General features: G+C 68.1%; 15 protein-coding genes. 3 read left to right on the top strand and 12 right to left on the bottom strand.

From position 1 onward, the window contains the following. Nucleotides 1–3: 3 nt before the first annotated feature. The 7 genes from QFZ83_RS06525 to QFZ83_RS06495 form a co-directional block, all read right to left on the bottom strand. A complete protein-coding gene (locus QFZ83_RS06525; protein WP_307504051.1) occupies nucleotides 4–492 on the bottom strand; it encodes a MerR family transcriptional regulator in 489 nt (162 codons plus the stop codon). Then, a complete protein-coding gene (locus tag QFZ83_RS06520; RefSeq protein ID WP_307504047.1) occupies nucleotides 482–904 on the bottom strand; it encodes a nuclear transport factor 2 family protein in 423 nt (140 codons plus the stop codon). Before QFZ83_RS06520 ends, QFZ83_RS06525 begins: the two co-directional genes overlap by 11 nt. A 117-nt stretch (nucleotides 905–1021) precedes the next feature. Continuing rightward, a complete protein-coding gene (locus QFZ83_RS06515; protein ID WP_307504045.1) occupies nucleotides 1022–1945 on the bottom strand; it encodes an SDR family NAD(P)-dependent oxidoreductase in 924 nt (307 codons plus the stop codon). A gap of 120 nt (nucleotides 1946–2065) precedes the next feature. Then, nucleotides 2066–2446 (bottom strand): response regulator transcription factor, encoded by a 381-nt coding sequence (locus tag QFZ83_RS06510; RefSeq protein WP_041943897.1) that lies wholly within the window; start codon nucleotides 2444–2446, stop codon nucleotides 2066–2068. A gap of 170 nt (nucleotides 2447–2616) precedes the next feature. After that, on the bottom strand, nucleotides 2617–4173 hold the full coding sequence (gene gshA, locus QFZ83_RS06505) for a glutamate--cysteine ligase (protein ID WP_307504041.1): 1557 nt from the start codon (nucleotides 4171–4173) through the stop codon (nucleotides 2617–2619). A 171-nt stretch (nucleotides 4174–4344) separates the two neighbouring features. Continuing rightward, complete coding sequence (locus QFZ83_RS06500; protein ID WP_307504038.1) at nucleotides 4345–4656, bottom strand: putative quinol monooxygenase; 312 nt, start codon at nucleotides 4654–4656, stop codon at nucleotides 4345–4347. A 55-nt stretch (nucleotides 4657–4711) separates the two neighbouring features. Then, nucleotides 4712–5374 (bottom strand): alpha/beta hydrolase, encoded by a 663-nt coding sequence (locus QFZ83_RS06495; protein ID WP_307504035.1) that lies wholly within the window; start codon nucleotides 5372–5374, stop codon nucleotides 4712–4714. Between the two features lie 131 nt (nucleotides 5375–5505). Between QFZ83_RS06495 and QFZ83_RS06490 the strand changes: the two genes are divergently transcribed. Continuing rightward, nucleotides 5506–5814, top strand: a complete 309-nt coding sequence (locus tag QFZ83_RS06490) for a hypothetical protein (RefSeq protein WP_307504032.1) — start codon at nucleotides 5506–5508, stop codon at nucleotides 5812–5814. A 5-nt stretch (nucleotides 5815–5819) separates the two neighbouring features. Here the strand turns inward: QFZ83_RS06490 and QFZ83_RS06485 are convergent, their stop codons facing one another. After that, the gene (locus tag QFZ83_RS06485; protein WP_307504030.1) at nucleotides 5820–6809 is read right to left on the bottom strand and encodes a tripartite tricarboxylate transporter substrate binding protein; all 990 of its coding nucleotides are present in this window, start codon (nucleotides 6807–6809) and stop codon (nucleotides 5820–5822) included. Nucleotides 6810–7031: 222 nt separating this feature from the next. Between QFZ83_RS06485 and QFZ83_RS06480 the strand changes: the two genes are divergently transcribed. After that, a complete protein-coding gene (locus QFZ83_RS06480) occupies nucleotides 7032–7514 on the top strand; it encodes a Fur family transcriptional regulator (RefSeq protein ID WP_307504027.1) in 483 nt (160 codons plus the stop codon). A gap of 6 nt (nucleotides 7515–7520) precedes the next feature. On the opposite strand, the gene zigA is transcribed toward QFZ83_RS06480, so the two are convergent. The 3 genes from zigA to QFZ83_RS06465 all read right to left on the bottom strand — a co-directional run bounded on the left by zigA (nucleotide 7521) and on the right by QFZ83_RS06465 (nucleotide 10626). Then, nucleotides 7521–8714: a zinc metallochaperone GTPase ZigA gene (gene zigA, locus QFZ83_RS06475; protein WP_307504023.1), complete on the bottom strand. Its 1194-nt coding sequence runs from the start codon at nucleotides 8712–8714 to the stop codon at nucleotides 7521–7523. A 97-nt stretch (nucleotides 8715–8811) separates the two neighbouring features. Further along, entirely contained in the window at nucleotides 8812–9714 is a 903-nt protein-coding gene (locus tag QFZ83_RS06470) for an SDR family NAD(P)-dependent oxidoreductase (protein ID WP_307504021.1), read from the bottom strand. 42 nt (nucleotides 9715–9756) lie between these two features. Continuing rightward, entirely contained in the window at nucleotides 9757–10626 is an 870-nt protein-coding gene (locus QFZ83_RS06465) for a helix-turn-helix transcriptional regulator (protein WP_307504017.1), read from the bottom strand. A gap of 67 nt (nucleotides 10627–10693) precedes the next feature. On the opposite strand from QFZ83_RS06465, the gene QFZ83_RS06460 reads away from it, so the two are divergent. Beyond that, nucleotides 10694–11353 carry a glutathione S-transferase gene (locus tag QFZ83_RS06460; RefSeq protein ID WP_307504014.1) on the top strand — a complete coding sequence of 220 codons (660 nt, stop codon included), beginning with the start codon at nucleotides 10694–10696 and terminating at the stop codon, nucleotides 11351–11353. Here the strand turns inward: QFZ83_RS06460 and QFZ83_RS06455 are convergent. Beyond that, nucleotides 11350–12252, bottom strand: a complete 903-nt coding sequence (locus tag QFZ83_RS06455; protein WP_307504010.1) for a LysR substrate-binding domain-containing protein — start codon at nucleotides 12250–12252, stop codon at nucleotides 11350–11352. The genes QFZ83_RS06460 and QFZ83_RS06455 overlap by 4 nt on opposite strands. Nucleotides 12253–12352: the final 100 nt, after the last annotated feature.

Raw genomic sequence — 12352 nt, 5'->3', positions numbered from 1 at the left:
CGGTCAAGCCGTTTTGCGCCGCTTCGGCGGCGCGGCGCGCGGCGTCTCCGCAGGAATCAGCGGCGGGCGCTGGCCACTCGCCATCCACGCGTCGTAGAAGTCGATCTTGCGGTCGACCAGCGTGAGCGCCTTCTTCCAGTCTGCAATGGTTTCGGTCACGCGCGCGCGGTGCGCGGCGAGCATGTCGCGGCGCTGCTGCAGCGTGGCCTTGCCCTGCAAAGCGAGCGCGGTGTATTCGCGCATCTCTGCAATCGACATGCCGGTGCGGCGCAGGCGCTCCATCAGGTCGAGCCAGCCGACGTGCAGCTCGCCGTAGAGGCGCCGCCCGCCCTCGTCGCGCGCCACGCCGGGCACGAGGCCCTGCGTTTCGTACCAGCGGATGGCGTGCACCGTGCGGCCGGTGCGCGTGGCCAGTTCGCCGATGTGGAAGGGCGTGCCCTTCACCACCGGTGCGGCCGGTGCGGTCTTCTCTCCAGTCACGCTAGCCGGCATGCGCGGCCGCCGGCGGCGCCTCGAGCGCCTGCTGCACCAGTGCGGTGTCGAAGTACTCGGTCAGCTCTTTCACCTTGCCTCCTTCGAGTCGGTAGACGTAGCAATAGCGGTTGTTGTAGCGCTTGCCGGCCTTGGTGGGCACATCGCCGCTGAAGAGCACCACCACCCGGTCGCCCTCGGCAATGATGCGCTCGGTCTTGCTCGCGTACGGCGCGGCGAACTGTGCGAACAGCGGCTTGATCAGCTCCTCGCGAATGGCTTCCTTGCCCGCGTAGGTGCGCGACCAGGGCGTGGTGCCCTCCAATGTCCAACTGGCATCGTCGGCCAGGCTGTCGATGAAGGCCTGGCCGTTGCCCTTGTCCAGCTCGGCGTGGATGTGCTGGACCAGGGCCTTGTTGTCGCTCGTGTTCATGGTTTTTTCCTCGGCAGTTGAATGAACCGGAAGTCCCGGTGAATTCATTGGAAATGCTCGAGTGCGCTCTAGGTCAAGCGCCATGAACAGGGCGGCAGTTGGGGCTCTTCAGGCCTTTCAGGCTTTGTCGACCTTCGCCGCCATCGCCTTGCCGACTTCGTTGCTGCCCTGCGTCGCCCCGCTCTGCGGCACGACCTCACCCTCGCGCGAGGTCACCTCGGCCAGCCGCGCGGCCAGTTGCTCGGGCGCATCCGGGCCGCTGCCGAGCCAGACGCCCTGCGTGAGCGTGATGTGCGCCGCCTCGAAGACGCCGGCGCCCGCGCAGAGCACGGTGCGGTTGGGCGCGTCCTGCGAGGCCAGCACCAGCATGGCGGGCACCACCGCGTCGGGCTGGAAGGCCTCGAGCATTTCCTTCGGGAACAGGTCCTCTGTCATGCGGGTGGCGGCGGTGGGCGCGAGGCAGTTCACGCGGATGTCGTTCTTCGCGCCCTCGATGCTCAGCGTCTGCATGAGCCCCACGAGCGCGAGCTTGGCGGCGCCGTAGTTGCTCTGGCCGAAGTTGCCGTACAGGCCCGAGGACGAGGTGGTCATCACGATGCGGCCGTACTTCTGCGCATTCATGAGCGCCCAGACGGCCTTGGTGCAGTTCACCGCGCCCATGAGGTGCACGTCGACCACCAGCTTGAAATCGGCGATCTCCATCTTGGAGAAGCTCTTGTCGCGCAGGATGCCGGCGTTGTTGACCAGGATGTCGACGCGGCCCCAGGCGTCCACCGCCTGCTGCACCATGGCCTGCACCGCTTCGAAGTCGGTCACCGATGCGCCATTGGCGATGGCTTCGCCGCCGGCCGCCACGATCTCATCGACCACCGCCTGCGCGGCGCTCACCGAACCGCCCGAGCCGTCGCGCGCGCCGCCCAGGTCGTTGACCACCACCTTGGCGCCGCGCGCCGCCAGGGCCAGCGCATGCTGGCGGCCGAGGCCCCCGCCCGCGCCGGTCACGATGGCCACGCGGCCCTTGAAGTCGATGCTGTTGCTCATGAGTCGCTCTCTTCTCTGCTGCTTTCGTTGGGGGGAGTGTCTGCGCCTTGCCGCTGTGCGGCAGCGTGGCGTTTTACCCCAAAAGATCCTGGCACCAGTGCCGCAGGCAGAGCGTGCCAGTCACCCGGGCGACGGCTGCATGGTGGCGCAGTACGCCACCAGCTGGTCGAGTTCGGCCGACTTGTCGAAGAAGGCGTCGGCGCCCAGCTGGGTCGAGCGGTCGCGCATGTCGGCCGTGGCGTAGTTGCTGAGCACCACCACCTTCTGGTGCGGCGAGCGGTTGCGGCAGGCGTTGATCACGCCCAGCCCGTTGCCGCGCTTGAGGAAGAGATCGACGATGGTCAGGTCCCAGCCGTCGCGGTGCTGGCGCAGCCAGGCGACGGCTTCTTCCTCGGTGCTGGCGGAGGCCACGACCTCCGCATCGGCCACATCCTCCAGGAATCCGACGAGGTTCTCGCGGATCACGGGACTGTCCTCGACGAGGTAGGCCTTGAACGTCATGATGAAACCAGGGGGACGGTACTTGCGCTGTGCATGCAACGCATCCTCGCAGCGCAGGCGTGGCGCGCGGTGGGCCATGCGGGCCAATGCCTGTAGGCCATCGGCCACCACCGCTGTCGTCTGAGGATGGTGGCGCCGACGGACGCCGAACGACGCTGAAGGCTTTGGTATCAGGCCGCGACGGCCATCCGCCCCCGGGCGATGCCCAGCCGCGCGGGCGAGACGTACTGCTCGCGGTAGATCTCGAAGGGCATCGTGTCGGCCGCCTCGATGCGCTTTTGCTCCTGAATCGACTCGGCGGTCATGCGCTCGAATGCAGCCTGCTGCTCGGCCGAGAACGGCAGGGCCAGCAGTGCGGCGCGGGTCTGCTCCGACTGGGCGCGCACGAAACCGATGAACGAGTTGGCGTGCTGCTGCTCGACGGCCGCGAGCACGCGGGCCGAGGGCAGGCTGTCGGGGTTCTGCAGCGCGGCCCGGGCGGCATTCACCGCGTCGGTGTGCAGCGTGCCGCCCTGCGCCGCGTCGAGCGCGGCGGCGATGGGCAGGCACTCTTCGACCAGTTCGATGCCCCAGTCCGTCAGCGTCACTTCGCTGCCGCCGCGCGACAAGCGCAGGCCCGGTTCGCGGCCGCGCGCGGCGGTCAGGTGCTGGTTGCGCGCGAGGTCGGCGATTTCTTCGGGGGTGTCGTCGGGGCTGTCACTCAAGAGGCAATGCAGCAGGAACACATCGATGAAGCGCATGGTCTGCGCGTTGATCCCGACGGTCTCGAAGGGGTCGAGGTCCATGAGGCGCACCTCGACGTACTCGACGCCGCGCTCGCGCAGCGCATGCAGCGGACGCTCGCCGGGGTTGATCACGCGCTTGGGGCGGATGGTGCCGTAGAACTCGTTCTCGATCTGCAGCAGGCTGGTGCCCAACTGGTTGTAGTCGCCGCCCAGGTTGCGGATGCCGATGGATTCGTAGGCCGGCCACGGGCGGGTGAGCGCGTCCTGCAGCGAGGCGCCATAGCCGTCGAGGCTGTTGTAGCTCACGGCCAGCGAGGCCTGCGCATCGCTCTGGTAGCCCAGGCGCCCCATGCGCAGCGACGTGCCGTGCGGCATGAACATGCTGCCGTCGCCCAGCGGCTGCAGCTCGTGCGGGCGGCCCGCGACGAAGCTCGAACACAGGGCCGGCGAAGCGCCGAACAGGTACAGCAAGAGAAAGGCGTGACGGCGGAAGTTGCGGATCAGCGCGAAGTACTGTTCGCTCGACACATCGGGCAGCGACCAGTTGTAGTGGATGCCCGAGATGGTCTGCATGCGGCGGCCGTAGCGGTGGCTCAGGCCCATGCGGTAGACGCTCTTGGCGCGGCCCACGTTCGAGGAGCCGTAGCGCCCGATGGGAATGGTCTCGTCGGTCGGCAGGCCGCAGGGCATGCTGGAGACCCAGAGGCGCTCGTCGCCCAGCTGGTCGAGCACGCGGTAGGTGAACTGGTGAACCTGGGTCAATTCTTCCAGCGCCGATTCGACGCCGGCGTGCACGCCTGTGATGAGCTCGAGCTGCGATTCGCTGAAGTCGGTCGTGATGTGCGGATGCGTGAGCGCCGAGCCCAGCGCCAGCGGATGCGGCGTCAGCGCGAGCTTGCCGTCGGGCAGCGCGCGCAGGCTTTCCTTCTCGATGCCACGGCGCATGCCCTTCAGGCGTGCGGCTGAAAGGGCACCCAGCCTCTCCTGCAATCTGTTGCTCATATTGTTATGACCCATCAATCTTCTGAGGGGCTGGAAGGTAGCACGGGTGCGCGGGCAACGCTCGTGCAGGGAATCCCGTTTCCAGCTAGGTTCTCGCCCGCTACTTTTTTGATAGCTCCCCGCATAGGCACCGTGGGGGCCAAAGGCCTTTTCTGTAGAGAAAAATGCGGGCTAGGCGCGGCCTGCCCGCAGGTCTATCTCGTCCGACTGGTAGACGTGGATCTCCGGCGTGCCGTCGGCCATGGCCGCGAGCGCCTTGCCGAAGGCGCGCGAGGCATCGACGCGAAAGTGCGTCTGCAGCGCGGGCATGTCGCTCCAGCGCTCCACGAACGTCAGCCGCAACGGGTCTTGCACGTCGGTCGTGACTTCGTGCGAGATGCAGCCGGGCTCGGCGCGCGAGCGCAGCACGTGCTCCACGCTGATGGCCAGCATCGCCTGCAGGGTGTCGGGCTTGGCGAGGGCGTGTCCGATGACGAGGATCATGGGATGTCTCCTTTCTTCATGGGTTGCCGCGGCGGCCTTTTGGCGCTTTGGCGCTTCAGGCCAGCACGCGCAGCAGGAAATCGTTCAGGTCGGCCACTTCCTCCATGCAGACCGAGTGCGCCATCGCGTAGTCGTGCCACTCGACGGTATAGCCCAAGGCGATGAGCGCGTCACGCGATTGCGTGGCCCGTGCCAGCGGCACCATCGGGTCCTGCCGGCCGTGGCCGAGGAACACCGGCGTGTCATGGTTGGCCGCATGGCGCTCGGCCGCGGTGCTGGCCGCGAGCGGCAGCCAGCCCGAAAGGCCGACGATGCCGGCCAGGCGTTCGGTGTGGCGCAGTCCGGTCAGCAGCGCCATCGCGCAGCCCTGCGAAAAACCGGCCACCACGATGCGGTTGGCGGGAATGCCGCGGGCCTTTTCGTTGGCGATCAGCGCCTCGATGGCGGCCTGCGAGCGGCGCAGGCCCGTGGCGTCTTCCTGCACGTTGAAATCGGGGCCTGCGATGTCGAACCAGGCAGGCATCTGGTAGCCGTTGTTCAGGGTGACCGGAATCACCGGCGCATTGGGAAACACGAAGCGCACCGGGCCGACGCTGGACAGGTCGAGCTCACCGGCGATCGGCACGAAGTCGTTGCCGTCGGCGCCCAGGCCGTGCATCAGGATCACGGAGGCGATGGGGTTCGGGGCGGTTTCGATTTCGATGGGAAGGCGGGACATGGTCGGGCAAAGGTATTCAGGGCTTCGGATGGCCGCACCTTAGCGCATTCGGGCGGTCGGCTGACTTGCGCGGCGTGCCTTGGCGCCCAAGATGGGCCGAAACAAAAGGAAAGAAAAAAGGAAAGAAGCACGTGAGCCATTCCCCTCCCCTGGTCGAGATCAAGCTTTCGGGCGTCGTGCTGGTCTGCGGCGACTGTGAAGAGCGCAGCGACGGCCCCACGAAACTCAAGGCGAAACAGGTCCGCAAGGAATTGAAGCGCGACCTGGTGCATGTGCCGGGTCGCCTGCGCGTCGTGCAATCGACCTGCCTGGGCCTCTGCCCCAAGAAGGCGATGGCGCTGGTCGCCGTGGCGGGCGGACAGGCGCCGATGGCGGCGGAGGTGTGCCGCGACGACGATGTCGCGGATTTCGCCAAGGCGCTGTCCCGCTCAATCCGCTAGCCGGGTTACTCGGCCTTGATGCCTGTCGCCTTCACGATCTGCGCATAGCGTTCGTACTCGGCCGACACCTGCTGCTGGAACTGCCGCTGCGGAAAACCCGTGGCCTCGATGCCTTGCAGCGCGAGGTCGGCGCGAGCCGCGGGCGTCTGCACGATGCGCCCGGCGTCGGCGGCAATCGCGTCGAGCACGGGCTGCGGCGTGCGGGCCGGCGCGAACAGGCCGAACCAGGTGCCCGAGCGATAGCCCGCGTAGGTCTCGGCGACGGTCGGCACCTCAGGGAGCAGCGCATGGCGCTTCTCGCCGCTGGTGCCCAGCGCGACGAGCTTGCCCGCGCGGATGTGCTGCAGCGCCGGGCCGACCGCGATGAACATCACGTCCATCTGCCCGGCAATCACGTCCTGCATGCCCAGCGGGCCGCCGCGGTACGGGATGTGGGTGACGTAGATGCCGGTCTTCTGCTTGAGCAGTTCCATGCTGAGCTGTTGCGGGCTGCCGTTGCCGGCCGAGGCGTAGTTGATGCGCCCAGGCTGCGCCTTGGCGGCGCGCACAAAATCGGCCACGGTGCGAAAGCCCGTCTTCGGATTCGCGACCAGCACGAAATCGATCTGCCCGAGCGACACCACCGGCACGAGGTCGCGGCGCGCGTCGTAGGGCAGACCGGCCTGGAGATTGGGGAGGATGGTGATCGGGCCGTCGGCGCCCACCAGCAGCGAATAGCCGTCGGCCGGCGCCTTGGCGAGGCCGTCGGCCGCCAGGATGCCCGCCGCCCCGGCGCGGTTGTCGATCACCACGGGCTGCTTCCACTGCTCGGACAGGCGCTGCGACAGGTAGCGGGCGAGCACGTCGGGCGAACTGCCGGGCGTGTTGGCTACCGTGATGTGCACGGCCTTCGACGGATAGGCGGCCGGCGTCTGCTGCGCCTGCGCGCCCAACGACAACAGCGCACCGGCTCCCAGTGCGAGGAGCGGTTTTTTCAGCCAGGGGAGGACGCGCATGGAGGACTTTCGGTTGCAAAAGACAAAGCGCGCGATTCTGTCGCGCGTCCGCCTTCGCGCGAACGACCCATTCGTCAGATGCTTAGGTGCATCCGGGCATATGCGGCCCCGCGGCGGCGTCGGAACGCCTTGCGCGATGCCGGCGATTTCCGGCCTGGCAGGCGGGCGATTTTTGCCGCTTTGCCCAACGGGACCCGAAGATGCAACACAATCGCGTTTCCCATGAAGACCCCGAACCCGCACCCGAAGCCCCCGCTCGCCGCCGCAGCCGCCGCCTTCGACAGCGAAACCCTGCTGCGCGAAAGCGGCCTGCGCGTCACGCGCGCCGCCCAGACGGTGCTGGAACTGCTCCGGCACACCTCCCAACCCCTGACGCACGAGGAAGTGGCCGCGGCCTACACCACGGCCACCGGCGAAGCCCCCGACCGCGTGACCATCTACCGCGTGCTCGACCGCCTCGTCGAAGCGGGCCTGTGCGACCGCCGCGTGGGCGCCGACCGGGTCAACCGCTTTGCGCGGCACGTCGAGGCGGCATCGGGCAACACCTTCGAATGCGACCAGTGCCACAAGGTGCTGGCGCTGCCGTCGGACCCCGAACTGCCCAAGGTGATGGGCCGGCTCGGCAGGGCGCTGCGCAAGCAAGGCATCGACACCCGCCACACCGCGCTCACCTTGCACGGCACCTGCGGCGACTGCGCGCGCTGAACGCGGTCAGACGTTCCAGGACGGGAACGGATCGGGCAGGTTCTGCCACCACGAGGCGCCGAAGCGCATCTCGTTTTCGGTGAGCAGGCACGCATCCAGCCGCGCACGCAATGCGGCCTCGTCCATGCCAATGCCGATGAGCACCAGCTCCTGACGCGCATCCCCGGTTGCCGGGTCCCAGTTCTTCTGGATCGTCTCCAGCGCATCCGGCTCGGTCGGCCAGTGCTCCCGCGGCACCGCCGCCCACCAGAAGCCCGCCGCGCCGTAACGGCAAGCGCCGCCGGCCTGCGACCACGAACCGGCACGCGTGGCGCGGCTCGCGAGCCAGAAGAATCCCTTGGAGCGCACCACGCCTTCCCACTCGCTCTGCACCAGGTCCCAGAAGCGCTTCGGATGGAACGGCAGGCGCGAGCGATAGACAAAGCTGCGGATGCCGTATGCCTCGCTCTCGGGCACATGCTCGCCGCGCAGTTCGGCCAGCCAGCCCGGCGCCTGCTCCGCTTGCTCGAAATCGAAGAGGCCTGTGTCGAGCACGCGATCGAGCGCGACGCGGCCGAACTGCGACACCTCGATGCGTGCACGCGGGTTCAGGCTCTGCAAGATCGCCATCAGCTGCTCGCGCTCCTCGGGCGTGACGAGGTCGGTCTTGTTGACCACCAGCACGTCGCAGAACTCGATCTGCTCGATCAGGAGGTCGACCACCGTGCGCGTGTCTTCGTCGCCCAGCGACTGGCCGCGCTGGCCCAGGCTGTCGGGCGAGCCGTAGTCGCGCAGGAAGTTGAAGGCATCGACCACCGTCACCATGGTGTCCAGCCGCGCCACGTCGGCCAGGCTCTTGCCGTCCTCGCCCGCGAAGGTGAAGGTCTCGGCCACGGGCAGGGGCTCGGAGATGCCGGTGGACTCGATCACCAGCTGGTCGAAGCGGCCCTCCTTCGCGAGGCGGTTCACTTCGATCAGCAGGTCTTCGCGCAGCGTGCAGCAGATGCAGCCGTTGCTCATCTCGACCAGCTTCTCGTCGGTGCGCGAGAGCTGCGCGCCGCCGTCGCGCACCAGCGCCGCATCGATGTTGACCTCGCTCATGTCGTTGACGATGACCGCCACGCGGCGCCCCTCGCGGTTGTGGAGGATGTGGTTGAGCAAGGTGGTCTTGCCGGCGCCGAGAAAGCCTGAGAGGACGGTGACGGGGAGGCGATGGGTCATGGGGCGCGCTCTTTGGATATGCAACAGCATTGCATTATAGGAATCAAGTGCAACACGGTTGCACTTGATCTTCGCCCCGCCCACTATCGCTGCATCTTTACATCTCGAAGGCCTTCACCTGCCGGCCATCGATGTCGGTAAAGCCATACGCCTTCGCCAGGTCGGCCACCCGCAGCACCTCGCCCGTCTTCTCCATCACCTGCGGATCGCCCGCCAGCGCCGCCACCGCGCGGCCGAGGTAGCGCGGCGATTCGGTGCCCGCGAGCGCGGGCCGCTCCTGCCAATGCGCCTCGTCGGTCTTGTGGCCGGCCAGCACGAATTCGGTGCGCATCCAGCCCGGCGACACAGCGACCGAGGCCACGCCGTGCGGCTTCAGCTCCTCGGCCATGCCGAAGGCCAGCCGCGTCATCGAGGCTTTTGCGAGGTCGTAGAAGAGGTTGCCCTTCATGTAGCGGCCGCGGTCCCAGAAGGTGGTGGTTACGATCAGGCCTCGCTTGGCGCGCACCATCAGCGGCGCGGCCGAGCGGCTGGCCACCAAGTGGTTGCGCACGCCGCGGTCGAACATCGAATCCCAGTTGGCGAGCGGGTGCTCCCAGAAAGGCGCGTCGAACACGCCGGTGAAGGTCTCGTGGCCGCCCCATGCGTTGTTCACGAGCAGGTCGATGCGGCCCGCCTCGCGCTCTACCTGCGCGAAGAGTGCCTTCACATCTTCTTCGCGGGTGTGGTCGCAACGCACGGCGATGCCGCGTCCGCCCATGCGCGTGACTTCATCGGCGGTGTCGTCGATGCTGCCGGGCACGGCCGGCATGTCCGACAGCGCCAGCAATTGCCCATAGGTGTCGGCGGGCTGCGCGCGCGTGCTGCGGCCGGTGACGTACACCGTGGCGCCGGCGGCGCCCAGCTCCATCGCGATGCCGCGCCCCGCGCCGCGGCTCGCCCCGGTGACCACGGCGATGCAATCCTTCAGCGGGCGGTTCTTCGTGTTCTCGTTCTGCGTCATCCAGTGCTCCTTGGTTTGAACGCCGACGAAGATAGTGCGCCCTCAGCCGGGCGTCTTGGAAGAACCCGAAATCGCGTGCCCCATGAACTCGGTCGGCGTGACGCCGCAGAGCGCGCGGAATTCGTTGACCAGGTGCGACTGGTCGTAGAAGCCGCTCTCGACCGCGACATCAGCCCAGGCCGGCGCGGACTGCAGCCGAAGCGCGCGCAGGCAGTCGTGCAGTCGCGCGAGCCGCGCCCAGGCACGTGGTGACAGCCCGACGTGTGCGTGGAAAAGCTGCTGCAGGCGCCGCTCGCCGACACCGACGGCCGCAGCCACATCGCGCAACGGTTTCCGCCCGCCCGATTCGGCGATGAGGCGGGCTGCGTGCATCGCGGCGGCGTGAACGGCACCGCCGCCACCGCGCAGCCGGCGCTCCAGCGCAGACTGGAGCAACGCTGCCCGCGCGGCATCGTCGGGTGCCTCGGCCATGCGCGCCAGCAACTCGGCCGCACCGCCCTGCCAGAGCTCGTCTAGATGCACGGCCTGACCCGCAATCTCGCCGGCAGGCAAGCCCAGCAGTGCAGCCGCCGCACCGGGCCGCAGCGTGACGGAGATTCCCTCCACCGTGTCCCGCATGCGCACCACGACCGGCGCGGCGGAGGCGCCGATCGCCTCCACCGGCAGCCCCGCACCATCGCCCGCGGAAGGCGCATCGCCAAGATTGAAGACCAGGCGCACCGCGCCATCGGGCAGCACGCGTTCATGCACCTCGTGTCCCGCCGCGAAGGTCTCGCGGTAGAGCAGGATGTGGGAGACATGCGCCTGCAACGCGGCGCTCACCGGCACCGCGCGCAGCGTGCCGGCGGGCACGCCCGATTCGGGGCCGTGCAGAGGGTCGTCATCGAGGCGCAGGAAGAGGCGTTCGGCCATGGCTCATTGTGTGGAAAAACCCGGCCGGGCGCGAGTCGCTCGCGCTGGCGGAAAATCGCCCGCTCGCATGTCTTCCGCCACCGCCCTCCCCGTTCTCTATTCGTTCCGCCGCTGCCCCTATGCGATGCGGGCCCGGCTCGCGTTGATCGCGAGCAACACGCCCTGCGAGTTGCGCGAGATCGTGCTGCGCGACAAACCCGCCGAGATGCTGGCCGCATCGCCAAAGGGCACGGTACCGGTGCTGGTGATGGCCGACGGCACGGTGATCGAACAGAGCCTGGACATCATGCTGTGGGCCCTGCGGCGCAACGATCCGCAGCGCTGGCTGCAGCCCGATGCCGGCACGCTAGATGACCTGCTCGCGCTGGTCGCCGCGTGCGATGGCGATTTCAAGCCACAGCTCGACCGCTACAAGTACCCCAACCGATTCGACGATGCGGAACATGCGGCGCGTGAGCGCGGTGCGGCGTTCCTGCGCGATCTCGAAGCCCGGCTCTCGGTGTCACCTCATCTGGCCGGCACGCACGCGACATTGGCCGACGCCGCCCTCATGCCCTTCGTGCGCCAGTTCGCGATGGTCGATGCCACATGGTTCGATGCCCAGCCCTGGCCGCGCCTGCATGCTTGGCTGTCCGCGTGGACCGCCTCCGATCTGTTCGCCCGCGCCATGCCCAAGTACGCGCCCTGGAAGACGGGCGGACCGGGCATCGACTTCCCGCCGCCCTAGCCCCCCATCGCAGCCGCTGAAGCGCGCTGGATGCATTCGATGAAATGCTGCGCCGCCGGCGTCGACAGCTGCCCTCGCCGCCGCACCACGCACACGTTCAGCGTGGGGAGCGTTTCCACCACGTCGATGCGCCGGATGCCGTGCCGCTTGAACGTCAGCTTGACCAGCGGCTCGACAAAAAGGCCGATGAGGTCCATGTGACCCACCAGCCCCAGCGCCACCGTGACCGACTGCCCTTGGATGATGCGGGCCGGCGGCGGCAGGCCGAGCGGTGTGAAGAGCGGCGAGACGGCCTCGCGCCCGCGGTGGTCGTCGCCCGGCAGGATCCATTCGCCGGCATACAGGTCGTGCAGCGAACGCGCGTCCCGCAGCGGATGGCGCTCGCGCAGGCCCACCACCAGCTTCACCGGGAACAGCTCGACCGCCTCGAACTGCGCATCGAGCGTGCCGGGCACCACGTGGGCCACCGCGAAATCGAGGAACCCGTCGCGCAGCCGCGCGAGCATCCAGGGCAGCACCGCTTCGCTGAACTGCACGTCGACTGCGGGCAGGCGCGTGTGGAAATCCTTGAAGGCGGCGGGCAGCACGGTGAGCGCGAACGAGGCGCTCACCGCCATCGACACCGAGCCTGTCGCGCCGTCGCGGATCTGCGCGATCTCGTCGCGGGCCCGCGCCATGTCGGCCAAGAGCAGCCGCGCGCGCGGCGCGAAGGCCTTGCCGAACTCGGTGAGCCGCACGCCCTTGACGCTGCGCTCCACCAGCGGCGCGCCGACCTCGCGCTCCAGCTCGCGCACGATCTTGGTCACCGCCGGCTGCGAGAGTCCCAGGACGCGCGCGGCGGCGCGGATGCTCATCTGCTCGACGACCGCCACGAAGGCGTGCAACTGATTGGGCTTCATCGCTCAAGGCACCGGGGTATGACAACCAAAAGTTATCGTTGTCGCCCAATTATTGTCTTTTCATGACAGCACCAAGTCTCTAGCATCCGCCGCGGTCGAG

Source organism: Variovorax sp. W1I1, from assembly GCF_030815625.1.
GTDB classification, from domain to species: domain Bacteria; phylum Pseudomonadota; class Gammaproteobacteria; order Burkholderiales; family Burkholderiaceae_C; genus Variovorax; species Variovorax paradoxus_C.
This window is presented reverse-complemented; position numbering and strand designations above follow the sequence as displayed.